Source organism: Acidobacteriaceae bacterium (genome assembly GCA_028283655.1).
In the GTDB taxonomy this organism is placed as follows: Bacteria; Acidobacteriota; Terriglobia; order Terriglobales; family Acidobacteriaceae; genus Granulicella.
In genome coordinates this window covers 2,492,659-2,516,909 of the sequence record JAPWKE010000003.1, presented here as the reverse complement: position 1 = coordinate 2,516,909, position 24,251 = coordinate 2,492,659, and the positions used below count along the sequence as shown (strand labels likewise).

19 protein-coding genes and 1 tRNA gene are annotated in these 24,251 nt (G+C 60.0%); 11 read left to right on the top strand and 9 right to left on the bottom strand.

What is annotated here, in order from left to right; genetic code table 11:
• Window positions 1-247 precede the first annotated feature (247 nt).
• The 6 genes from PW792_13735 (at window position 248) to phoU (ending at window position 6,742) form a co-directional block, all read left to right on the top strand.
• Window positions 248-2,062 (top strand): hypothetical protein, encoded by a 1,815-nt coding sequence (locus tag PW792_13735; protein ID MDE1162988.1) that lies wholly within the window; start codon window positions 248-250, stop codon window positions 2,060-2,062.
• A gap of 119 nt (window positions 2,063-2,181) precedes the next feature.
• Window positions 2,182-3,195, top strand: a complete 1,014-nt coding sequence (gene pstS / locus PW792_13730; GenBank protein ID MDE1162987.1) for a phosphate ABC transporter substrate-binding protein PstS — start codon at window positions 2,182-2,184, stop codon at window positions 3,193-3,195.
• 178 nt (window positions 3,196-3,373) lie between these two features.
• Window positions 3,374-4,432, top strand: a complete 1,059-nt coding sequence (gene pstC / locus PW792_13725; GenBank protein MDE1162986.1) for a phosphate ABC transporter permease subunit PstC — start codon at window positions 3,374-3,376, stop codon at window positions 4,430-4,432.
• Window positions 4,429-5,310 carry a phosphate ABC transporter permease PstA gene (gene pstA / locus PW792_13720; GenBank protein ID MDE1162985.1) on the top strand — a complete coding sequence of 294 codons (882 nt, stop codon included), beginning with the start codon at window positions 4,429-4,431 and terminating at the stop codon, window positions 5,308-5,310. The genes pstC and pstA overlap by 4 nt, the downstream gene beginning before the upstream one ends.
• A complete protein-coding gene (gene pstB, locus PW792_13715; protein MDE1162984.1) occupies window positions 5,310-6,068 on the top strand; it encodes a phosphate ABC transporter ATP-binding protein PstB in 759 nt (252 codons plus the stop codon). The genes pstA and pstB overlap by 1 nt, the downstream gene beginning before the upstream one ends.
• Window positions 6,068-6,742, top strand: a complete 675-nt coding sequence (gene phoU / locus PW792_13710; GenBank protein MDE1162983.1) for a phosphate signaling complex protein PhoU — start codon at window positions 6,068-6,070, stop codon at window positions 6,740-6,742. The genes pstB and phoU overlap by 1 nt, the downstream gene beginning before the upstream one ends.
• A gap of 655 nt (window positions 6,743-7,397) precedes the next feature.
• Here phoU and PW792_13705 read toward each other — a convergent pair.
• Together PW792_13705 and PW792_13700 are read right to left on the bottom strand one after the other, a co-directional pair.
• Window positions 7,398-7,474: transfer RNA gene (locus PW792_13705), tRNA-Pro, on the bottom strand.
• 159 nt (window positions 7,475-7,633) lie between these two features.
• Complete coding sequence (locus tag PW792_13700; GenBank protein ID MDE1162982.1) at window positions 7,634-9,421, bottom strand: outer membrane beta-barrel protein; 1,788 nt, start codon at window positions 9,419-9,421, stop codon at window positions 7,634-7,636.
• A 430-nt stretch (window positions 9,422-9,851) separates the two neighbouring features.
• Between PW792_13700 and cysD the strand changes: the two genes are divergently transcribed.
• From cysD to PW792_13675, 5 genes are read left to right on the top strand one after another with little or no spacing between them, the layout of a single operon-like run.
• On the top strand, window positions 9,852-10,778 hold the full coding sequence (gene cysD, locus PW792_13695; protein MDE1162981.1) for a sulfate adenylyltransferase subunit CysD: 927 nt from the start codon (window positions 9,852-9,854) through the stop codon (window positions 10,776-10,778).
• A complete protein-coding gene (gene cysN / locus PW792_13690) occupies window positions 10,779-12,413 on the top strand; it encodes a sulfate adenylyltransferase subunit CysN (GenBank protein MDE1162980.1) in 1,635 nt (544 codons plus the stop codon).
• A 26-nt stretch (window positions 12,414-12,439) separates the two neighbouring features.
• The gene (locus PW792_13685; protein MDE1162979.1) at window positions 12,440-13,153 is read left to right on the top strand and encodes a phosphoadenylyl-sulfate reductase; all 714 of its coding nucleotides are present in this window, start codon (window positions 12,440-12,442) and stop codon (window positions 13,151-13,153) included.
• A gap of 15 nt (window positions 13,154-13,168) precedes the next feature.
• Window positions 13,169-14,221 (top strand): XdhC family protein, encoded by a 1,053-nt coding sequence (locus PW792_13680; GenBank protein MDE1162978.1) that lies wholly within the window; start codon window positions 13,169-13,171, stop codon window positions 14,219-14,221.
• A complete protein-coding gene (locus tag PW792_13675) occupies window positions 14,218-14,790 on the top strand; it encodes a nucleotidyltransferase family protein (protein MDE1162977.1) in 573 nt (190 codons plus the stop codon). Before PW792_13680 ends, PW792_13675 begins: the two co-directional genes overlap by 4 nt.
• Here PW792_13675 and PW792_13670 read toward each other — a convergent pair.
• The 7 genes from PW792_13670 to treS form a co-directional block, all read right to left on the bottom strand.
• Complete coding sequence (locus PW792_13670) at window positions 14,787-15,662, bottom strand: FAD binding domain-containing protein (GenBank protein ID MDE1162976.1); 876 nt, start codon at window positions 15,660-15,662, stop codon at window positions 14,787-14,789. The two genes, PW792_13675 and PW792_13670, sit on opposite strands and share 4 nt — an antisense overlap.
• A gap of 3 nt (window positions 15,663-15,665) precedes the next feature.
• The gene (locus PW792_13665; protein ID MDE1162975.1) at window positions 15,666-16,151 is read right to left on the bottom strand and encodes a (2Fe-2S)-binding protein; all 486 of its coding nucleotides are present in this window, start codon (window positions 16,149-16,151) and stop codon (window positions 15,666-15,668) included.
• Window positions 16,148-18,526, bottom strand: a complete 2,379-nt coding sequence (locus PW792_13660) for a xanthine dehydrogenase family protein molybdopterin-binding subunit (GenBank protein ID MDE1162974.1) — start codon at window positions 18,524-18,526, stop codon at window positions 16,148-16,150. Before PW792_13660 ends, PW792_13665 begins: the two co-directional genes overlap by 4 nt.
• Window positions 18,527-18,598: 72 nt before the next feature.
• The gene (locus PW792_13655) at window positions 18,599-18,853 is read right to left on the bottom strand and encodes an acyl carrier protein (GenBank protein ID MDE1162973.1); all 255 of its coding nucleotides are present in this window, start codon (window positions 18,851-18,853) and stop codon (window positions 18,599-18,601) included.
• A 32-nt stretch (window positions 18,854-18,885) separates the two neighbouring features.
• Window positions 18,886-19,623, bottom strand: a complete 738-nt coding sequence (locus PW792_13650) for a hypothetical protein (GenBank protein ID MDE1162972.1) — start codon at window positions 19,621-19,623, stop codon at window positions 18,886-18,888.
• Between the two features lie 43 nt (window positions 19,624-19,666).
• Entirely contained in the window at window positions 19,667-20,842 is a 1,176-nt protein-coding gene (locus PW792_13645) for a hypothetical protein (protein ID MDE1162971.1), read from the bottom strand.
• A gap of 27 nt (window positions 20,843-20,869) precedes the next feature.
• Window positions 20,870-24,247 (bottom strand): maltose alpha-D-glucosyltransferase, encoded by a 3,378-nt coding sequence (gene treS / locus PW792_13640; protein ID MDE1162970.1) that lies wholly within the window; start codon window positions 24,245-24,247, stop codon window positions 20,870-20,872.
• Between the last annotated feature and the right edge of the window lie 4 nt (window positions 24,248-24,251).

Sequence of the window (24,251 nt, the reverse complement as noted above, 5' to 3'; positions counted from 1 at the left end):
TTAACGATTGTTGGAAACAAGAAACGTCCTTACTTCTCAGTGCTATTCATCGTTTCGTAACAGCTCGTTCTCTGAACGTTCACGGCGAATTAGCAGTGCATTTATCGTCGCCTGCCAATATCACTCTCAACGGTCCCGTGAGACGAATGCGCAGATGGTTTGAAGCCCTGATGGCTGACTCCATGATGCGCGTGCGAATGCAGGCTACACCTGCACGCGTCACGGTCCGCACATTGAGAGGACGACGATGAAGCAACTTGTGAAGGTGGCAGCGGCACTGATGTTGACTGGCGTGGCGGTAGGCCAGACCAGCCAGCCGAAGCACACGACGAAGAAGAAGGTTTCGAAGAGCTCTGCCGTGGCGCAGATCGACGCGCTTCAGGAGCAGATGAAGCGCCAGCAGGAGCAGCTCGATGCTCTGAAGAGCCAGCTTGCTGATCGCGATCAGCAGATCGTAACGGCGACCTCCAACACTGCAGCGGCACAGCAGAGCGCGGCAGATGCAACGGCCAAGGCCAGCGAAGCGTACTCCAGCTCCTCGGCTGCACAGCAGAAGGTTGATACGCTTCAGCAGTCGGTGAACGACCTGAAGGCGACCGACCAGGGCCTGCAGGAGACTGTGGTTGCGAACCAGGCGCAGATGCGCCAGGAGATCGAAAGCCCGCTCGCTCTACACTACAAGGGTGTGACGATCAAGCCCGTTGCCTTCTTCGCGTTTGAAGGTGTGTGGCGTCAGCGTTCGGTGAACTCGGACATCAACACTCCCTTCAACACGATTCCGCTGCCGGGTGCGAACGAAGGCCACGCCAGCGAACTGAACTTCTCGGGCCGCCAGAGCCGTATCGGCGCTCTGTTCACGGGCGATGCAGGCAACTTCAAGCTCTCGGGCTACTTCGAAGCTGACTTCCTCAGCTCGGGCACGACCTCGAATGACAACCAGTCGAACTCCTACACGCTGCGTCAGCGTCAGTTCTGGGGCAAGGCTGAAACGGCGAGCCGCTTCGCTGTGACCGGCGGTCAGATGTGGTCGTTGATCACGGAGACCGGCCTGAGCACGAACAACGCAACCGAGAAGCTGCCGAACACGATCGATCCGCAGTACATGGTCGGCTTCAACTGGACCCGCCAGCCCGCGATCCGCGTGCAGCAACAGTTTGGCGACCTCAAGACCGGTCTCTTCACCGCAGCGCTCAGCGTTGAGCAGGCTCAGACCCTCAGCGTGGGCGTGAGCGGTACGGCTCCGGCTGGCTATCTCTTCCAGGGTGCTGGCGTCGGCGGCGGTCTCTACAATGCGACGGCAAGCTATTCGAACAACGTTGCTCCTGACGTTCTCGTGAAGGGCACGCTGGATTATCCGCACTCGCACTTTGAAGTAGGCGGTCTCGCTCGCTTCTTCCGCACGGTGTACAACCCTCTGACGAGCGGCAACAGCTCGACCTACACCTACGACACGACGAAGCAGCTCAAGGACACCAAGGTTGGTGGCGGTGTCTTCGCCAGCGCCCGCGTAACCCCGAGCAAGTTCGTTACGCTTGCAGTGCAGGGTCTTGCCGGTCAGGGCGTTGCTCGCTACAGCTCGGCTACGCTCTCGGATGTGACCGTGAAGAACGACGGTACGCTTGAGCCGATCCGCCACTACAGCGGTCTCTTCTCGCTCGAGACGCACCCCACGAAGAAGCTTGATGTGTTCACGTACTACGGTGGTGAGTACAATCAGCGCACCCAGTACCAGATCGGTTCGAACATCTTCGGCTACGGTGCAACTTCGGCGAACAACGCAGGCTGCTACGCAGTGGCTGCCGTCGGCGGTAACGCTGCTTCGGATACTGCTGCCAACTGCGCTGGTCTGACTCGCTACATCCAGGAAGGCATGATTGGCTGGACCTATCGCCTGGTCGATAGCCCGAAGATCGGTCGCCTGCAGTACTCGATGACGTACCAGTACATTCAGCGTAACCTGTGGTCGGGTTCGGTGGCAGGCTCGACGGTGGCGAACGCTCCGACCGGCCCGCGCGCTGAGGACAGCATGATCCACGTGGGCATGCGCTACTACATCCCCTAAATCACAGGAAATTGCCACAAATTCATCTGGCTGCAATAGGATGCGCCTAGCATCCTCTTGCAGTCAGTAATGAAAAACCTTCCGGCAGGAAGCCGTGAAGCAAGTCCCAGGAGACAGATATGAAGCTGAAGTTGATGAGTGCGGTCGCAGCAGCAGCCGCCATCCTTACGGTGAGCGCTGGCGCGCAGAGCCTGAACGGTGCAGGCGCAACCTTCCCGAACCCGATCTACTCGAAGTGGTTCAGCGAGTACTCCGCTTCGCACCCCGGCGTGCAGATCAACTATCAGGCTGTTGGTTCCGGCGCTGGTATCCGCCAGGCATCGCAGGGCATCGTCGACTTCGGCGCCTCGGACGGCCCGATGACCGACCAGCAGATGTCGGAAGCCAAGATCAAGCTCTTCCACATCCCAACCGTGCTCGGCGCAGTGGTTCCGACGTACAACATCCCCGGTGTAAACGCTGAGCTGAAGTTCACGGGCGACATCATTGCTGACATCTACCTCGGCAAGATCACCAAGTGGGACGATGCTCGCATCAAGTCCATCAACCCGGGTGTAAACCTCCCCGATCACCAGATTCTGCCGGTGTATCGTTCGGACGGATCGGGCACGACATACATCTTCACCGACTATCTCTCGAAGGTTTCGTCGGACTTCCAGGCGAAGGTTGGCAAGGCGACTTCGGTTCGCTGGCCCATCGGTATCGGCCAGAAGGGCAACGAAGGCGTTGCCGGTATGGTTCGCAGCAGCCCGTTTTCTTTCGGTTATGTTGAGCTGATTTACGCGGTGCAGAACCACATGAGCTTCGGCACGGTAAAGAACCCCGCAGGCAAGTTCGTGAAGGCTTCGACCGAGGCTGTGACGGAAGCTGCCGCTGGCGCAGCTGCTCACATGCCGAATGACTTCCGCGTTTCAATCACGAACGCTCCCGGCGCAAACGCTTACCCGATCTCCTCCTTCACCTGGCTGCTGATCCCGATGCAGTCGCAGGACCCGAAGAAGGCTGCTGTGCTCAAGGACTTCCTGAAGTGGATGCTCGAGCATGGTGAGTCGGAAGCTGCTGGTCTGACCTACGCTCCGCTGCCGAAGAACGTAGCGATCAAGGTTTCGGGCGCAATCAACTACCTCAAGTAGACCCCGGTATTCAATCGGTCGGCCCGCACGTCGCAAAGAGTGGCGTGCGGGTTTTTCGTTTCATCACAATTGAATTTCCAAGTGTTTAAGCAGTTATTCACGGTACGTTCACAATTGCCGGATACTCTTGTACGTATTCCACAAAGAAGTCAGAATGGGAATTTGAAGACCTTCTTCTATGTCTGATCCGCAAACAACTCAAGCCGAAGAGCCCGCCCTGCTAAAGGTAGCTGTGAACAGGGAGCACCACACGTCAGCCCCGGCTGTCGCAGGCAAAGCTCCGGCTGCAGTGCGCAACTTTCTGAGCAGCCGAGGCAGCGGTGCCGGTACCGATCGCGCCTTTGGCTCCATCGTTCTGCTCTCTGCACTCTCCATCATCGGCATCGTCACGCTGATTCTTTTCATGCTGATCCAGCAGTCGAAGCTCTCGCTGCATCAGTTCGGCATCAAGTTCTTCTTCCACTCGGCGTGGAATCCTGTCACGGGCGACTTCGGCGCATGGCCGTTCATCTATGGAACGCTGATCACGTCGTTCCTTGCGCTTTGCATCGCCGTTCCTCTCGCGCTTTGCGTCTCCGTCTTCATCATGGAGATCTGCCCGAAGCCGTTCCGTAGCTCAGTAGCGTTTCTGACAGAGCTGCTCGCTGCGATTCCTTCAGTGGTGTACGGTCTGTGGGCCGTGTTCGTGCTCGTGCCGATCATGCGCGACCAGCTTGGCCCCTTTCTGGTGAAGTACTTCGGCTGGACGGGTCTGTTCTCTGGCTCGAACTTCGGCGAAGGCATTCTGACGGCGAGCATTATTCTCTCGATCATGGTTCTACCGGTGATCTCCTCCATCACTCGCGAAGTGATGGGAGCGGTTCCGGTGAGTCAGAAGGAAGGCGTCCTGGCTCTGGGAGCTACGCGTTGGGAGATGATTCGCATCGCCGTGCTGCGTAATGCTCGCGTCGGTATTGTCGGCGGCATCATCCTCGGTCTGGGGCGTGCGCTGGGCGAGACGATGGCGGTCACGATGGTGATCGGCAACCATCCGGATGTAGCGAAGAGCCTCTTCGCTCCTGGCTATACGCTGGCCAGCGTTATCGCGAACGAGTTTACAGAAGCGACCGGCGATCTGTACCTCTCGTCGCTGATCGAGATCGGCCTGGCGCTCTTCCTCGTCACGATCGTCGTCAACAGCATTGCACGTCTGCTGGTCTGGTTTGTGACGCGCGGTAACGCATCGGAGGCCCGATGAACGGTGCTACTCAGCTTCGCCCCAGCCGTGCGAACTCTCACAGGCGTGCGGCTTCAAACCACGCGGTTACGTTCATTTCGGTGTTCGGTACGCTGGTTGTCCTTATCCCGCTGATCGCGATTCTCTTTTATCTGATCTACAAGGGTGCAAGCTCGCTCAACGTTGCGTTCTTCACGCAGACACCGAAGCCTGTCGGAGAGACCGGCGGCGGTATGGCGAACTCGATCTTTGGATCGAGCATCATCCTCACACTAGCTAGTCTGATGGGCATCCCCGTGGGTATCCTCGGCGGTGTTTATCTCGCTGAGTATGGCCCGGGCAAGCGCCTCGGTACGATCATCCGCTTCGTGGCGGACGTGTTGAACGGTGTGCCGTCGATCGTGATGGGCATCGCAGGCTATGCGCTGATCGTTGTTCATCAGCGGCACTTCTCGGCACTGGCTGCCGGCGTTACGCTGGCGATCATGATGGTCCCGACCGTGACGCGTACGACCGAAGAGATGCTGCTGACTGTGCCTCACGCCATTCGCGAAGCGGCGTACGGCCTGGGCGTACCGCGCTGGCGCATGATCATGTCGATCTCACTGCGCACGGCAGCTCCCGGCATCATTACGGGTTGCATGCTGGCCTTTGCGCGTGTCGCGGGTGAGACCGCACCATTGCTCTTCACGGCGTTCGGCTCGCAGTTCTGGCCGCACAACCTGAACGAGCCGATGGCTGCGCTTCCTCTGCAGATTTTTGTGTACGCGATGAGTCCTTACGACGAGTGGCACCGCCTGGCGTGGGCTGGCTCGCTCGTGCTCATCACATTGATCATGGTTTCGGTGGGACTGGTCCGCTACGTGACGTCGCGTGGCCAACTCAAGGGAGGACACTAGTGGGTGTCGGCATTGAAGTCGTCAATCTCAACGCGTGGTACGGAAGTACGCACACGCTGCGGGATATCAACCTGAATATTCCTGCAAACTCAGCCACTGCGCTAATCGGGCCGTCGGGCTGTGGCAAGTCCACGTTCGTGCGCTGCCTGAACCGGATGCATGAAACGAACCCGACTGCTCGTGTCGAAGGCACGGTCAAGGTCGCGGATGTCGACATCTACAAGCAGGCGTCTCCGGTAGAGATTCGCCGCCGCATCGGTATGGTGTTCCAGCGCCCCAACCCGTTTCCGACGATGTCGATCTATGACAACGTAGTCAGCGGGTTGAAGCTGAACGGCTTCCGCAACAAGAAGATATTGGACGAAGTCGTTGAGCGCTCGCTGAAGCAGGCAGCGCTTTGGAACGAAGTGAAGGACGATTTGAAGAAGAAGTCCGGTGCCTCGCTTTCGGGTGGACAGCAGCAGCGCCTGTGCATTGCACGCGCTCTGGCGGTGGACCCCGAAGTGCTGCTGATGGATGAGCCCGCCAGCGCGCTTGACCCGGCTTCGACCTCGAAGATCGAAGATCTGATCTTCCAGCTCAAGGACGAGTACACGATCGTGATCGTGACGCACAACATGCAGCAGGCTGCACGCGTGGCTGAAAACACAGGCTTCTTCCTCACGGGTCAGCTCGTAGAATTTGCTCCAACCAGCACTATCTTTACCAAGCCGCAGGACAAGCGGACGGAAGATTACATCACCGGGAGGTTCGGTTAATGCGTACAAAGTTTCATCAGAATCTGGACGGGCTGAAAGAGCGCCTGCTGGTGATGGCTGGACTCGCAGAACAGGCGATTCAGCGTTCCACCGAGGCGTATCGTACTCGCGATTTTTCGCTCTGCGATCTGGTCTTCCAGTCGGAGCCGGCGATCAACCGCATGGAGCGCGAGATCGACGAACTGGCTTACGAGCTGCTCGCTACCGAGCAGCCGATGGCGATCGACCTTCGCTTCATCCTCGCTGTTATTCGCATCAACGCTGATGTTGAGCGCGTTGGCGATCAGGCTGTGAACATCGCCGCCCGCGCGGTGGAGATGGGTTCGCACTCCAACATCGATCTTCCTGTGGACATTCCCAAGCTGGCTTCGCTGGCGCAGGCGATGGTTCGCAAGTCACTGCAGTCGTTTATCGAGGCCGACGCCGATATGGCTCGCTCGGTGCTGACGATGGACGACGAAGTGGATGCGATGAACAAGGCCGCGTATGGCGCTTTGACGGACCTGATTCAGAGCCAGCCGGAGCTGACTCCGCAGGCGCTGAACGTTCTGATCATCGCTCGCAACCTGGAGCGCGTGGGCGACCATGCCACCAACATTGCGGAAGACGTGATCTTCTGGGTGCAGGGATCGGATGTTCGGCACAGCGCGCCGTCCGGGCAGATCGCTGATTAGTTCGCTACATGCAATAAATACGACAAGGGCTGCGCGAAAAGCGCAGCCCTTGTCGTTGATACGGAAGAATCAATCCGTAGGCCGGATGCACAGACCACGCGCTCCAGAGCACCACATCGCAGCTTGATACGATTGGTCGCATGGGAACGGAATGGTATCGGGGTGAAATGCCTTGCATGTGTGGTCAGGGGTTGCTCAAAGGCGAACGTTCAGAGCACGACGTTTACCTCAGTCGACATCAGACTCCAAGTTGGACTTTCACCTGTCCGGCTTGTGAGGCGAGATACAAAGTAGTGCACGACAGCGGCAAGAGCATCGTGGTCGACAAGCTTGAGTACGAAGAGTACAAGCGGCTTGCCTCTCCTGGCTGGGAGGTTCTCCAATCAGTGAAAGATATCCCGGCTTTCAACAAAAAAACGGCTGAGGCCGCTCGGGCGTATTTGTCCAAGATCAAGGTGTGCGACGCACCCCCTCTCCATTTCTCCGGTTGAGCTTGGCTGCCTGCTAGGAGAGATCTGTCTGCCGTGCCTAGGCAAACCTGTGAGATGGGAAGGGTCTTCTTTGATTTAAGGGCGTGACACTGCCTACTATCCCGAGGGGATTTTAGACTTTGCTTCCCTATGAGTTGAACTCAATCAAATTTTGTGAAAGAAGATGGTCGGGGCGATTGGATTCGAACCAACGACCCCCTGCTCCCGAAGCAGGTGCGCTACCAGACTGCGCTACGCCCCGAACCTTTTTGCGTGGGTCACCATGCGGGAATCCGCGGCCGGCGTGGCTCCAGAGGATGGAACACAGCACTGCCGCTTGGCGACTTGCTTAGTCTAACAGAGTTTGCGGCTCTGTGCGGGGACGGCTGGCGTGGGATTCTGCCAGCCGTCTGCCAGCCTTCTACTGCAACGGAGGAATCGTCGTGACAGGCGCGCCGCTGTTTGTCGCGGGTGCCTCCATGGTCGAAAACGTTGATGCTTTGCCTGTGCGACGGTGGATGTTGCGACGCGGATGCGTGATGTGTGTGCGCGAAGTGCCGCGGTACGCCGGATGCGTTCCGGTGCCCTTGTGGATGCCGTACGCTTCGCCGTGACGGCTGATGCTGGCTTCGTCGAAGAGCTGAGTATTCACATCGTTGAACGTCGCGCCGGAGGGCACGAGCACATTGTCGAGCGTACGGCCGGAGGTCTGGCCGACGCGGACTTCAATGCGTGAGGGATCGACACCCTTCTCCTGCGTCAGGTACTGGCGTGCGTTCAGAGCGCGTTCTGCAGCCATCTGCGGGTCTTCGGTGGGGGCCGCGTTACCGATCATCTCGATGTGCGCGTCAGCCTGTGCGCTCATGGTAAGTGCGATGTCGTCGAGGCAGGCCTTGGCTTCATTGTCCACACGGGCCGGACGGCGCTTGTCGCGTTCGAAGCCGATGGAGCAGAGCGTGCGCGTCTGCGGGATGACCGGAACCATCGGCATCGAGATTTGTACCTGGGCGATGGCCGTGGCGCGCTGACCAAGATCGTCCACCACGTTGCAGGTGACGTCGATCGTTCCTGCGCCGAGTCCCGCGGTGGTCAGCTTGGCGGTTGAGCCGCTGCCTTCGATCTGCCCACCAGTTGTCGAGTAGGAGTAGGAGAGCGGACGGTTCTGCGGGCTGGTGCCCACCGTGTTGATGTCGATCGTCGTTCCCGAAGTCGCGGTGGACGGCGAAGCCGCGCAGGTGACCGTCGGCGGCAGAATCTTGTTGATCGTGAAGGGAGCCTCGCAGCTTGCTTGCTGGCGGGCCTTGGCGCCCTGGGAGACATGACCGGCGACGACGTACTCACCCGGCTGCAGGCCTGTGGTGTCGATGGTGGCGATCGCGCCGTTTGGTGTCAGGCGTCCACCGTTGGTGTTCCAGGTGAAGTCGACTTTCTTCTTTGGGTCGAGTCCCATGGTGCTGGCCGTAACCGTGATGGGATCTCCGGCATAGACCGCGATGGGGTTCACCGTGCAGCCGAGCGCGAGCGGTGGCGGCTCGGACTTGTCGCCAAAGCGGAGGACGACGCCTGCCGAGAGCTTCATCGCGTCGATCTCGCCAAAGCCGCCGACGTTGCCGGCAGGAAGCTGCAGCGGGCCGTAAACGACCTGCGAGTACTGATAGTCCGCCTGGATGGGGCGTACGGCGAGATGCTTGCCCCAGATCGGCACGACGTAGTCAACGCCAAAGCCGCCCGTGACGCCCCAACCCCAGAACAGGTGCTGATCGACCGGGCCATTGGTGCGTTCGCCACCGCCGAGCAGATGGATGAACGGAACCCAGTTCCCCAGCGGATAGCGGAAGACCGGACCGGCCTCTGCCGTGTAGATCAACTGGTCGCACATGCTCTTGGAGCAGGTGGGGTTGTAGGTCTTGTGCTCTCCGTTGCCGGAGAAATAGCTGCCTTCCATCTGTATGCCGACGAAATGATTGAAGTAGTACGAGACGCTGGCCGTGGCGTTCGGGTTCCAGAGGTCCTGATACTGCTTGTGGTCGATGCCCGAGTTCAGTGGATGCCAGAAGGCGTAGCCGCCGTAAATATCGACGCGTGAGTCGGGGTGTTCGGCGGCCGTCCTCGTTGCTTGCGAATGCGCAGCAGAGGCGAAGGCGCCGCAGAGAAGAACGGCTACGACACCGGCGATGCGGCGGGCAAGCGGACGAAGTTTGGGCTGCAAGTGACCTCCAGAAAAAGCAGACGCGAGCACGGGCGACTGTGGGGAGTTTACTGGATTTATTCCTGCTTATTGGGTTTTTTCCCAATCCTCAGCCCTTTGCGCTTGTGGATTTCCTGTCCGAAACCTGCTGGGAGAGCACGGTGGATTTTGAACGAAAGGTTTGCGGCCTGGGCGCGAGCCGCTTAGACTATATCCATGCGACGTTTTGAGGGGATCACCGCACGCTGTCCACGGCTTGTCCAGGCCGGTTGTTGACTGCTGCCTGATCCACCCTACCCGGTCCCGTCCGCAGGACCGAGGCTCGCAACACCTACTCTTTTTTGACTTGCGTTCGCGGCGTACTTTTTCGCTACCGGCCTGAATGGCTGGAACGCGTGAGCGCACACACAGAATTCTTCGGAGGCGTTTCTTGTCCATCCCAGTCGAAACCATGCCTGAGGCAGTCCGCGAGGTTTACAACGAGCGGCTGAACCACCTGCAGGCGCTCGAGGCCGAAAGCCTCTATATCTTCCGCGAAGCTGTCGCTGAGTTCGCCAAACCGGTGATGCTCTACTCCATCGGCAAGGACTCGAGCGTCATGCTGCGTCTTGCGCAGAAGGCCTTTTACCCCGGCAAGATGCCGTTTCCGTTGCTCCATGTGGACACCAGCTACAAGTTCGCGGAGATGATCGAGTTTCGCGACAAGTACACGAAGGAGATCGGCGCAGAGCTGATCGTCCATCGCAACGAACAGGCTATTGCCGACGGCGCCAGCCCCTGGAAGCTCGGAACGCAGAATTGTTGCGGCGCGCTGAAGACGCGTTCGTTGCTCGACGGGCTCACCGAGGGTGGTTTTGATGCCGCGTTCGGCGGTGCTCGCCGCGACGAAGAGAAGTCCCGCGCCAAGGAGCGTGTGTACTCTTTCCGCGACGGTGCAGGGCAGTGGGATCCGAAGAACCAGCGCCCCGAGCTGTGGTCGCTCTACAACTCACGCCTGCGTAAGGGTGAGTCGATTCGTGTCTTCCCGCTCTCGAACTGGACGGAGCTCGACATCTGGCTCTACCTCTACGCGGAGCAGATTCCTATTGTGCCGATGTACTTTGCGCAGGAGCGCGACGTCGTCATTCGTGGCAACACCGTTACGATCGTGGACCACACCACTCGCTTGCTGCCGCACGAGAAAACGGAGAAGCGCATGGTGCGTATGCGTTCTCTCGGCTGCTCGCCCTGCACAGGTGCAATTGAAAGCACGGCAGACACGCTGCCCAAGATCATCGAAGAGCTCATCACTTTCCGCCGTTCCGAGCGCGAAAACCGCGCTATCGACCACGACGAAGAAGGCTCCATGGAGCTGAAGAAGCGGGAGGGCTACTTCTAAATGGCAACGACGACTTTGAACCTTACCGACGCCGCGCACGAACAGCGCTTCCGCTCTTTCCTTGACGCTCATCTTGATCAGGAGATGCTGCGCTTCACCACCGCTGGCTCTGTTGACGATGGCAAGTCCACGCTCATTGGCCGTCTGCTGCACGACACCAAGAGCGTCTATGAAGACCAACTCGCCACGATCCGCGCCAGTCGCGTCAATCGTGCGGGCGAAGGCCGCGTGGACCTTTCGCTGCTCACCGACGGTCTGAAGGCCGAGCGCGAGCAGGGCATAACTATCGACGTGGCGTATCGCTACTTCTCTACCTCGAAGCGCAAGTTCATCATCGCGGATACGCCGGGCCACGAGCAGTACACGCGCAACATGGCCACGGGCGCGTCCACCGCCGATGTGGCCATCGTGCTGATCGACGCGAACGCTTTTGCGAAGGCTGACGGCCTGCTTCCACAGTCGCGTCGGCACACCTACATTGCAAGCCTGCTGCGCATCCCGCATGTGGTTGCGGCGGTGAACAAGATGGACCTTGTTGGCTACTCCGAGGACGTCTTTAATCAGGTGAAGGAGCAGTTCACCGCGCTTGCTTCGAAGCTCGGCATCGAGAGCATGGACATTGTTCCGGTAAGCGCGCTTGCTGGCGACAACGTCGTTGATGCCAGCGCCAATATGCCCTGGTATACCGGCCCGACGCTTCTGCAATACCTCGAGACCGTGCCGCTAAATGTCAACACGACTGCGGCTGAACCCATGCGTTTCCCCGTGCAGCTTGTCGTGCGCCCGAACGCCGAGTTCCGTGGCTTTGCCGGTCGCGTTGAACGTGGCGAGGTCAAGCCGGGCCAGACAGTGAAGGCTCTTCCCAGCGGACGCACCACACGCGTCAAGAGCATCGTGACCTACGACGGCGAGTTGAAGGCCGCATCGTTCCCACGCTCTGTCACGCTGGAGCTGGAAGACGAGATCGACCTCTCGCGCGGCGAAATGCTGGTGCTTGAAGGTCAGCCTGCTCCTGCGACGAGCACCGCGTTCCGCGCCATGCTCGTCTGGATGCATGAGTCGCCGCTCTCCGTGGGCAAGACGTATCTCGCCAAGCACACCACGCGCACCGTGCGTGCTACGGTGCGGGCGATCCGTTACCGCGTCGATGTCAACTCCACCGAGCATGTTGATGCACGCGAGTTGCAGATGAACGACATCGCCGAGGTTGAGTTTGAGACGAGCCTGCCGCTCTTCTTCGACGCGTACCGCGAGTCGCGCGGCATGGGCTCGCTGATCCTTATCGACCCGGTGACGAACGCAACCGTAGGCGCTGCGATGATCGTGGCTGCTACGGAAGAGCGTAGCGAACAGCCTGGATCGGGCTTCGCCTTTGTGGCTCTTCGTGGCGAACCGGTTGCGGTGCAGCGTTTGGCTGAAGTGTTGGACGCGCAGCATCATCAGGCCGTCGTGATCGACGATGCCCTGATCGACGACACTTCTGTCGTTTCGGTCGCTCGTGCGCTACAGCTTGCCAACGTTGTCGCCATCACATCGCGTTCGCTGGATGAAACGACTCTCGCAAAGCTTCGCGACCTTGCGGGCGATGCGCTCATCGAATCAGAAGAGGCCGCGCAGCAGCGGTTCGTTCGCTAACCGCGAACGAGGGGAGGGCATGCACCATGTCGAGTGTGGCAGAGAATAATTTGCTGGACGATGCAGTTGCCGTTGAGGCGCTGAGCGCAGAAGAGTTGGTTGCCGAAGTGGTTCGCGCAAGCGAAGGCCGCGAGGTCTGCTTCACCTCCAGCTTCCAGACGGAAGACATGGTCGTGCTGCACCTGTTGCGCAAGCAACTGCCGAACGTGCCTGTCATCTTCCTCGAAACGGGCTACCACTTCCCGGCGCTGATTGAGTACCGCGATCAACTCGTCCGCGACTGGGGGCTGAACCTCGTCAACGCTATGCCGAAGCTGCCGCTCGCGGAGTTCGAAGGCAAGTACGGTCTGCTGCACATCGTGCAGCCGACTGAGTGCTGCAACATGCGCAAGGTGGAACCGCTGATGCGCTCACTTGAGCCGTTCGCGTGGTGGTTCACAGGCCTTCGCCGTGAGCAGTCGCCTACCCGTGCAGGTCTGAAGAAGGTCGAAGACCATAAGCTGCCCACGGGCAAGATGCTCAAGAAGGTCAGCATCCTTGCTGACTGGGACTGGGCGCGCGTGGAAGAGTACGCGCAGGCGAACGGCATTCCTCGCCTGGCACTCTATGACCTGGGCTATACCTCCATCGGCTGCGAGCCTTGCACGAAGATTCCTGAAGCTGGCGCGGACCCGCGTTCAGGCCGTTGGGGTGGCAAGAAGCTCGAGTGCGGCATTCACACCTTCAGCGAGAAGGCGTAACCTCGAGTTCAACCCATGCCTGACCGGCGCAAACTCGTCGAGTTGTGGAAGCGCGGCAACGCTGCGGCGCTGGTCACGCTTGTGCGCGTGGAAGGCTCAAGCTATCGGCGCACCGGTGCGCGTCTGCTCATCGCTTCTGATGGCGAGTATGCGGGGGCCATCTCAGGTGGTTGTCTCGAAGCTGAAGTCATTCGCAAGACGCAGTGGAAGGTTCGTTCCGGTGCCTGCATGGATCGCTACTCCACGCTCTTCGACGACACGGCGGATATTCCGTACGGCCTCGGCTGCGGTGGCACGGTAGATCTTCTGTTGGAACCAGCAAACACGCCCGAGTTCGCCGCTCTGATGGCTGCGATGGAGGCTTCACTGCACGGCGAGCTTCGCCGTGTCAGTACAACCTTGCCGGAAGACGGTCGAGTGTTTGCGCGTACAGTGCTGAACGCCTGTGGCGATGTACTCTACAGCACGGCAAGCACCTTGCACGATGATGCGGCCTACTCTTTTGACGAAGTGTTTGCCCCATCGCAGCGTCTCTTCGTTTTCGGCGCGGGCGACGATGCCCAGCCCCTCGTTGCTTCGGCAGCCGCCATGGGATGGCGAGTGATCGTGATCGATGGCCGCGCGCAGTGGGCGCGGCGCGAGCGCTTTCCAGAGGCCATGACTGTGCAGGCTTCGCTTGCCGGGCTCTGCATCGACGATGCAGATGCGGTCGCCATCATGACGCATAGCTATGAGCAGGACCGCGAGTTCCTGCGTCAGGCGCTCCCCGCTTCTCCGCGCTATCTTGGACTGCTTGGCGCAAGGCATCGCAGCGCGTTGCTGCTTTCTGAGGCTGCAGCTATGCTGGGCTGGCCCATCGAGCGGGCCTGCGAAGACGTCTTCGCCCCCATGGGGCTCGACCTTGGTGGCGATGGCGCGGAAGCCATCGCTCTGGCCACTGTGGCCGAGATACAGGCCAGCCTCAGCGGCAAGCTTCCTCGTATCCGGCGCATGACGGCCGAGGTCGTCTCCGAACAGATTGCCAAAGGTGGAGCGTCGCGCTATCTGCAGACGCAGTGTGCGCTGTGAGCGTTGCCGCCATCCTTCTTGCCGCAGGCTTCTCTCGACGCTTAGGCCGGGACAAGCAACGCGTCCAGCTTCACGGGGAGATGCTCGTCGAGCGTGCGGTTAGGATCGCCGTGGAAGCAGGCCTTGAGCCTGTCGTCGCCGTGGTGCGCGAGGCCGACTTGATCGCACCGCTGCAGGCCCTGGGGGCGCTGGTAGTGCTCAATCGCAAAGCCTTAGAAGGGATGGCAACGTCAATCCACGCAGGCTTGCGTACTTTGCCTGCTGCTGGTGTTGAAGGCGCGGTCCTGATGACGTGCGACCAGGTGATGCTGACGGCGGCCCACCTGCAAAGCCTGAGCCGCGTCCGCGATCAAATCACGGGTTCAAGGTACGCCAAGCGTATCGGCGTTCCTGCTTACTTTCCTGCTGCAACGTTTGGCTCGTTGTCCCAGCTACAGGGGGACGAAGGGGCACGCTCACTCCTGCGCGAAGCCGCAGCCGTGGTGAACGAAGATCTTGCGTTGGATATCGATACAGAAGACGATCTGCTTCGAGCGCGTACGTTGCTCGAAGCAGAAAGCCGCAGCTAGTCCACAAGTTCGCGCAGAAACTCTTCCAGCAGGTTTTCCGCAACTGCCGAGCGGTACCGTGCTGTCGAACGAATGTCGTCGATCGGCTTGGCCTCTGTCGCCAGGGCTGCACGCGCTACTTTGATCGTGGCCTCGAGATCCTCTGCGGCCAGCGAAGCGCCGTTTAAGGCAGCCTCTGCCGCCGCACAACGTACGGGCCGGTCGGTCAGTGAAGCAGCTCCGAGACGAATCTCAGCGATGCGCTCACCGTCGAGTTTGGCAATACCTGCGAGCGCGATCTTTGAGATCGCCAGTGCATTTCGCGTGCCTACTTTGCGGATGTACTGCCGGTGCTCGTCGTACGCCAGAGGAATCGTGACGCTGTGTACCAGCTCATCGGGCTGCAGCACGGTCTTCTTGTAGCCGAGATGAAACTCGCTGTAGGGCAGCGTGCGTGTACCCTTTGCGCTGACAAGTGTGATCGTTGCTTCGTACACCAGTAGCACCGGCGGATTGTCCGCTGCGGGCGACGCGTTCACAATGTTGCCGCCGAGCGTGCCACGATTCTGGTTGGCAATCGCTCCGGTCCATGAAGCCGACTGCGCGAGCAACGGCAGGTGCTCGGCGATCAGGGCGTTCTTGCGAATGTCGGTGAACGTAGTGTTCGCCCCCAGCACCAGCGCATCGCCTTCCTGACGGATGAAGCGCAACTCCGTCAGGTGCTGCAGCGAAAGCAGCGATTGCGCCTGCAGGCGGCCTACGCCAAGCGCCACCATCAACTCCGTGCCACCAGCGATAGGCGTATGCTTGCCCGGCTCAGCGGCCAGCTTATCGAGCACCGCAGCCAACGTCGGCGGCGCAGTCAGTTCGTAAAGCGTAACGTCAGAGCGCATTGTTTATTTGGCCGCCAGGGGGTTGAGGGCAGCAGCTTCCTGCACGCTTTCGAAGATGCGCATGTAGCCCGTGCAACGGCACAGATTGCCGCCCAGACCTTCCTGAATCTGCGCCATCGAGGGGTTTGGATACTTGTCCAGCAACTGATGCGTGGCGAGAATCATGCCGGGCGTGCAGATGCCGCACTGCGCGCCACCCTTCTCCAGAAAACACTGCTGAATCGGGTGCAGACGGCCATCCGTGCTGACGCCTTCAATCGTGCACAGGCGTGCTCCGTTTGATTGCAGGGCAGGGATCAAGCAGCTATTGACGAGTTCGCCGTTGAAGAGCACCGCGCAGGCACCGCACTCGCCTTCGCCGCAGCCTTCCTTGGTACCGGTGAGGTGCAGGTCTTCGCGCAGCACGTCGAGCAGGCGCTTCATCGGGGGAACGTCAACGGTCTGCTGACCGCCGTTCAGGGTAAACGTGATTGGGGTGGTCTTGCTCATGCCAGCACTTCTTCTACGCGTGTGTCGCGGTCAACGTTGGGGTCGAGTTCTTCGCTGCCGCCGTGCGGATGGCCAAGCGAGGTGAAGCGTTCGAAGATGTCTTCCGGCAGCAGGGGGATCGTGTTGAAGCCGACGCCTGTTGCATTCTCAATCGCGTTCAGAATCGCAGGAGCAGGGCCATCCATCGGCAGTTCTCCAATGCCTTTGGCACCGTTCGGACCGTGGATCGATGGCACCTCTTCGAAGTGAACATGAATTGGCGGCAGATCGGCCGAGGTCGGCATAATGTAGTTGGTCATCTGGTTGTTCGCCATGTGACCGTCCTTCCATACGCACTTCTCGTAGATCGCATAGCCGATACCCTGTGCCACGCCGCCTTCAATCTGTCCCTTGGCCAGCACCGGATGCATCACGCGACCAACTTCCTGCAGCGCATCGAAGCGCGTGCACGTTGCGGTGTAGGTGCGCGTATCGACGGCAACCTCTGCCACATACACCGCCCAAGCGTAGCCTGGGTAAGCGTCGCCGCGATAGAGTTCGTCATCCCAGTAAATCTTCGTCGGTGGCTCGTAGCGCACGCTTTCGCGCAGTGATTTGAACTCGCCGAGATACTTCAGTGCAGCCTCTTCGAACTGCTTGGCCGTGTGGCCTTCGGGCAGTCCGGCGAAGGTGCTTAGTGTGTGCAGCATCTGTTCGCTGGCTCTCTGTATCAGCTTGCCGACGATCATCGCGGTACGGCTCGCCACCGTGGGACCGCTGTTCGGCACAACGCTTGTATCCGGCTGTGCGATCGTGATGAGCTCATAGGGAAGCTTCAGCGCGGACGCTGCCGCCTGGCACAGAATTGTGTTCGTACCCTGACCAAACTCGGTGGAGGAAACAAGAATCTGCGGGCGGCCATCCGGCAGCAGGTCAAGGTGTACCAGCGAGTTCAAGCGTCGCTCGCCCGAGCCGGTAAAGCCTGTACCGTGCATGAACGTCGCAAAGCCTACGCCACGCTTCACGGGCGAAGTCTTGTTCTCTTCGGCGTAGCGGGCGATTTTCTCGTGGTAGCCGGCCTCATCCAGCGCGCGGGTCAACAGCTTCTGCATGTCGACCTCTTCCACCAGCGGTTGGCCCGTTGCCGTGCAGTCGCCTGTGGCGAGGAAGTTGCGGCGGCGAAGCTCTTCCGGGCTCAGCCCGATCGTCTTCGCAATCTTGTCCATGTGGCGCTCGAGGCCGAACAACGACTGCGGCGCGCCGAAGCCGCGGAACGCTCCATGAGGAGGAATATTCGTTGCCATCGCCTTTGACTTCACGCGCACAAACGGCCACTTGTACGGGCCAGGAGCGTGAATCGTCGCGCGCGAAAGCACAACCGGCGAAAGTGTGGAGTAGGCGCCGCCGTCAATGGTCACTTCAATCTCTGCGCCGAGCAGCTTGCCGTCTTTGGTCACGGCCGTGCGCAGACGTGTGCGCGAAGGATGCCGCTTCGTCGTCGCGGCCATATCTTCGGCTCGGTCGTACGTCAGCTTCACCGGATGTCCGCACTTCATCGCCAGCAGAGCAGCGTGCGAGCCGATGACGGAAGGGAAGTCTTCTTTGCCGCCAAACGCGCCGCCGGTTTCTACCTGCAGTACGCGGCACTTTTCTTCGGGAAGATTGAAGACCAGCGTCAGCGCATGGACGAGGTAGTACGGGCACTGCATCGAGCCTTGTACGAAGACGCTTTCGACGTTGCCACGCGCGTCTTTGACGCACTCGGCGATCACGCCATTATTTTCGATGTAGAGCTGTTCCTGTGCGCCGGTCGCGTACTCGCCGGTGACGATGAAGTCAGCCTTCTCAAAGGCGTCTGCGAGTCCCGCTTCCACTTCAGTGCCTTCGCCCGAGTACATCGTGTAGGTCTTGAAGCAGTTCGCTGTCGCGCCCCACTTCGATCCATCCCAGATGATGCGGTCTACGTCGCCGTTCTCTACCGCTTGCTCTGACTCTTCCAGCGTGAAGATGCCGGGCAGTTCGTCATACTCGATGCGCACAGCCTTCACGGCATGCAGCAGCGCGGTCTTGCTGGGGTGGGCCAGCAAGAGAATCGGTTCGTCAGGATGATTAATCGCTTCCGCTGCGAGGCAGGGATGATCCTTCGTCAGGTGAACGATGGTGTTCTCGCCTGGAATGTCCGACGCGCGAACGATGCAGAACTCGTCCCAGTGCACTTCGGGGCCGAAGGTGATGTTGCGGATCTTTCCGCGAGCGATCGTGGAGCGCACCGTAGCGCCGTACCACATGCCAGGAAGGCTGATGTCGTCGATGTAACGAGCGGCGCCCAGAACCTTGGCGCGGCCTTCCTTACGAATGGGTGAAGCGCCGATTCCGCCAGTGATATCTGCTGCCATGGGCCAATACCTTCGTTTGTTCGGGGTATCGGAAGAGGATAGCGCAAACCGCCGCGCCTGAAAAGGCGAAGCTTAGCGGCCTTTGGCCGCCAGCTTGGACTGAACGAGGTCGACGAGGTGGCCGACGGTCTGCAGGCTTTCCAGTTCAGCGGTCTGAAACTTGATGCCGAAGCGCGCTTCGACCGCAACGATCAGGTTGATGTGGTTGAAGGAATCCCAGTCGGGAACGTCGGCAGCAGTGAGCCCCGGCGAAAGCACGATCGTGTCGTCGTCGAACAGATCGTGAAAGATAGCGGTCAGTTGTGTGTAGATGTCTTGTTGTTGCATGCGTAACTTACTCTACGTGCATTATAGGCGCGCTAGAAATGCCGCAGCCGTGGGCGAGTCGGATCAGCCTCATTGATCGGAGAAACCGTACCTGGGTTTGGATTTCCCGGACGCTCCATCGTCTTCTCAATCGAACGCGTGACGATGTCGCGCGAGCCCAGGCCAATCGCCAGCGAAAGCGTCAGCACGATGCCGCCGAAGAGGATGCCGAACGCCAGGTCGATGATCGAGCCACCTACGCCGATGTGGTCCATCGCCATCGCTGCTGCCAGCACCAGCACCAGCCACTTGATGCCCAGCGAAAGAAAGCGGGCGTACTGCAACTGCGCGTTCACCGCTCCCACCAGCACGCTGCGTGCCAGGAAGCGTGCAATCAGTGCGCCGAAGAAGAGGATCACCGTTGCGCCGATAATGTGCGTGAAGTACGGCAGCAGCAGTAGCGAGACGTTGCTGTTGGCAGAGAACGCCTCGGAGAACGCGGTCAGCCCGATCAGCACGCCGACAAACAGGCAGAGCCACATCGCTGTGCGCGAGACGATCAGCGTAGGCGAGGCCGATGGTGTCCAGCCCGAGGGGGCGCGGCTGCCAAAGCGCTCGTCGAAGCGCAGCACCGTCAATACGCGGCGAATGACTACCGCGAGCACGACGCCGATCAATCCAAGGATCAGTACCGCTGCAAGGAATGCCACGATACCTGGCAGAAAGTTCACTAGCGTGACCAGTGCGCGGTGCATCGACTGGCTGAGAGCGATCAGAATTTGCTGTCCCATCGGGATAAGTCCTTTCTATGCGCGGAAGCGTCGCGCGCGAAGCCTACGGGTTGAAGCGGTCCGGCCAGCGCCAGCGCGAAACGAAGTATGGTTTTTCGCGCTCAAAGGCCTGCGCGATCGATTCAATCTGTCTTGCAGCGCGTTCGCTGCTATCGCCCACCACGTGAATGTAGCTTGCCGCCCACGCTAGATAGAGCGGCGTCATTGCGCCGAGCAAATGTCCGCGGTTGAGCGAGCGTGCATGAAACGCCAGTGCAAAGTCGTACACAATGCGCGCCCAGAGGCTTGCGTCCATGGTGAACTGACCTGCGGGCAGGCGCGAAAGCTTCTTCACCGCCAGCAGCGTCTGTGGCGGCAGCACCAGCGCCCAAAGCTCCATCAGGTTGTTGCTCGCAAGCTGAAACGCCTCAAGCATACTCGCTGTTTCTGCCGTATCAAACGAGGGAAAGCTTTGGTCGGATGTGGCTGCACTGGCTGCGGTCATCACGCGACCACGCTGCCAGTAGGTCGCCTTGGCTTCGACATCTGCGAAGAATGAGCCAGCCACTGCAGCAAGCAGCGAGTTCAAATCGCCGTCAGCAGGCGGCGGCAACGTACGCGCAGGCATCTCCACCTGCCGCACCTGGAAGCCTGCTACAGACGCTTCAGCGACCGGCCAGATCAGCGACTCCGTGCCTGCTGGCCCGATCGCGCGATTCGCAAGCGCCGCCAGCCGCGAGAGCATTCGCGCAGACAGTGCAGCATCAACCGGCAGAGGAAAACGAATGTCCGTGGTGAACAGAGTGCGCGTCAGCGGATAAAGCAGGGCGCTGCTCACCAGTCCGTCATGTGGCCCCAGCGGGTAGCGAGGCAGGGCAAGATCAACGCCTGTCCGCACCATGTCTACCAGGGCTCGCAGTGAGCTTGCGGGCAGAGTCGTTGCATCGGCTCCCAGCAGCAACACCACGTCAGGCTGTTGCTGCTGCAACAGGCCTGCGGCGGCAGCGTAGTCACCAGCGCCGAGCACCCAGCCAAGCTGCGGCCGCGGCGTGACGTACTGCAGGCTATCCGCGCCAGACGTGCCAGCGAACGAGACAGCCTGCCCTGCAAAGGCCTCCCGCAGATGCTCTACGGCGACGTCGATCTGGTCTACCGGCATCGCAGGCAGGCAAATGAGTATGCCGCCGCTGGTAGGTGCCGGGGGAGTGGTTACTTCGGGCGAGATGGATGCTGCTGCCATAGGCGTCGTTGAGGCTCTCCGGCAAAGTTACTGAGGCTCGCTTGCAATAGCGAGCAGACCGTTGATGGGAATGGGCAGCCACGAAGGCCGGTTGTTCAACTCGTACAACAATTCATAAGACGCTTTTTCCAGCAATAAGGCGAGCAGAAGCGTTTGCGCTGCTTCCGCCGCTGGCAGCAGTTGCGGACTCGCCGCAATGCTTTCTTTGTACGCCTGCAGGTACGCTGAGCAAACTGAATTCTCCCACAGCGTCGCCCACGGAGCCAGCGCTGCAGCCTGCTCCGGCCGCCGTTGCGCGTGGCGATCCAGCGCCGCGCGGGCCGCGTAGTTGAACGACCGCAGCATCCCCGCAACGTCCTTCAGCGGGGACTGCTTGGTGCGGCGTTCTTCCAGCGAACGAGCTGGTTCGCCTTCGAAGTCGACGACCAGGAAGTCTTCGCGAGCACGTAGCACCTGGCCAAGATGGAAGTCACCGTGAATGCGAATACGCTCGCCAAACTGCCGTGGATCGCCGGTGAGCTTGTCGAGGCGTGCCGTGAGTGCGGTACGTGCTGCCAGAATTTTGTCCGCAGCTTCGCGGGCCTCTCCGGTCAGCTCTGCAGCCTTGGCTTCGAGTGCGGTGAATGCCTCGGTCGCTTCGTCGGCAATGCGCTTGCGCTCTGCCGCAAGAGCGGCATCGTCGAACGCCTCGGCGGCGAACGCCGTGTTTTCGGTCGGCGTTGCCAGAGCAAGGTGCATCTCTGCTGTACGTTTGCCCAGCAGCGCTGCCGCATCCAGGTAGAGCCCTGCATGCTCATGCGCCTCTGCGGGAATCGCCGACGGATGTTCGAAGTTAGCAGGCGAACCAAGCTGCACAGGGTGTGGGCTGTTTGCGGCGGACTCATAGAACCGCGCCAACTCATCCAGCGTCCACTGCCAGCCATCGCCTTCGTTCGCCGCAAACTGCTGCAGGAACGCCACGGTCGTGCCGTCTGAGTTCAAGTGCAGATCGCCAAGATACGCCGGGATGTTCGCAAAGTGCGCGACATCCGTCAGGAAGCGTGTGATCTCTACGTCAGGATTTTCTCCCGTACGCAGACGGCGGAAGAGCTTCAGGATCGCCTTGTCGTCGTAAAGGATCGACGTGTTTGACTGCTCCGCCGAACCCAGTCGAGAAACCTCATTTGCCAGCGCCATCGCATCGAGCGAAGCCGAGCGCGTTCCACTCAGAGCCACGGAGTTGCTGGTGCCTGCATCATGCGACGCTGCTGTTTCCGCGCTGCCAGCCGGGCTTTCCAGAATCATGCGCAGGAGCGAGTCGCGGAACGCCGCGTTGGCGCTCGCGTCATAGAGCACGCGATGGGAACCGTCTTCCGTAAGCTGCGCGATGATCGCCTTGGGAATGTTCGCGCGAATGGCTTCAGCCTCACCATCATCGGCCAGCGCGAGCGGCAGTTGATAAAGCTCGCTATCGCCTGTCTCATACGCGACCTCAACGGTGGCAAGGATCGCCGCCGTATTCGGCACGGGAGTTGCTGTACGAATCTGTGCCGAGCGGATGCTGCGCGACTTGCCTCCGAACCAGCGCTGCTGCGGCAGGTACCCCGGCAACAGTCTTCCAACCAGCTCCTGCGCGGACTCTTCCATCAAGCGATCCAGCGAGAAGAACTCCGCTCGCTGTGCCTTCGCCAGCGCACCCAGTCGCTCTTCTGCACTGTGCCGCGAGGCGTCCACCACGGGCGCTTCCGGCTTCGGTGCCGCTGGCTGCAACTCCAGCCAGAAGAAGCTGTAGGGAGCCAGCGTCAGCGCGTACGGCGTGTTGTCGATCTCAGGGAAGGGCACGTAGCCGAGCATTTCCACCGGCTGTCGCCCAACGTATTTGCTCAGATCAAGCTGCACCGGCTGAGCAAAACGGGAAAGGTTCGCGACGCATAGCACCGTCTCGGTGTGGCCGTTCGCTTCATAATCTCGGACGTACGCCAGTACCTTACGGTTCTCCGGATGCAGAAACTCCAGCGACCCACGCCCGAAGACCTGGAAGAGCTTGCGCAGCGCAATCATGTTGCGCGTCCAGTGCAGCAGCGATGACGGATCGCTCTGCTGCGCCTCCACGTTGATCGCCTGGTAGCCCCAGATCGGGTCCATGATCACCGGGAAGTACAGCTTCGCGGGCACAGCCTTCGAGAAGCCCGCGTTTCGATCACTGTTCCACTGCATCGGCGTTCGCACGCCGTTGCGGTCACCCAGGTAAATGTTGTCGCCCATGCCGATCTCGTCGCCGTAGTACATGATGGGCGTGCCGGGGAACGAAAGCAGCAGCGAGTTCAATAGCTCGATGCGACGGCGGTTATTGTCCATCAGCGGCGCCAACCGGCGGCGAATGCCTACGTTCACGCGCATGCGAGGGTCCGACGCATACGCCATGTTCATGTAATCTCGCTCGTCGTCGGTCACCATCTCGAGCGTTAGCTCGTCATGGTTGCGCAGGAACAAGCCCCACTGGCAGTTTGGTGGAATGTCCGGCGTCTGCGCCATGATGTCCGTAATGGGCAGACGATCTTCCTGCCGCAGCGCCATGTAGATGCGTGGCATCAGCGGAAAGTGGAACGCCATGTTGCACTCGTCGTCATCGCCAAAGTAAGGCCGCACATCCGCGGGCCACATATTTGCTTCTGCCAGCACGAGACGATTCTCATACTCAGCATCGATCGCCGCGCGAATCTCTTTGATCTTCTCGTGCGTCTCAGGAACGTTCTCGCAGCTTGTTCCATCGCGCTCTACGAGGTAGGGAATCGCGTCCAGCCGCAGACCATCCACGCCCATGTCCAGCCAGAAGCGCATCGCCTTCAACACTTCGTCCATCACGCGTGGGTTGTCAAAGTTCAGATCGGGCTGGTGCGAGAAGAAGCGGTGCCAGTAGTACTGCCCGGCTACTTCATCCCAAGTCCAGTTGGACTTCTCCGTGTCTGTGAAGATGATGCGAACACCGTCGTAGAGCTTGTCCGTATCGCTCCACACATACATCTCACGTTCGGGCGAATCCTTTGGCGCGAGCCGTGCTGCTTGAAACCACGGGTGTTGATCCGACGTGTGATTGATCACAAGCTCAATCATCACCTGCATCCCGCGTGCGTGGGCCTCGTTCAGGAACTGCTGAAAGTCTTCGATCGTGCCATAGCTCGGATTCACCGAAACATAGTTGGCGATATCGTAGCCATCATCACGCAGAGGCGAAGGGAAGAACGGAAGAATCCAGAGACAGGTAACGCCTAGCTCCTGCAGGTAGTCCAGCTTGCCCAGCAGCCCCTGAAAGTCACCGATACCATCGCCATTCGAGTCTGCAAACGCACGAACGTGAATCTCATAGATGATCGCGTCTTTGTACCAAAGGGGATCGCTGGCGCTGCAGGGTTTCTTGACGATCAAAGGG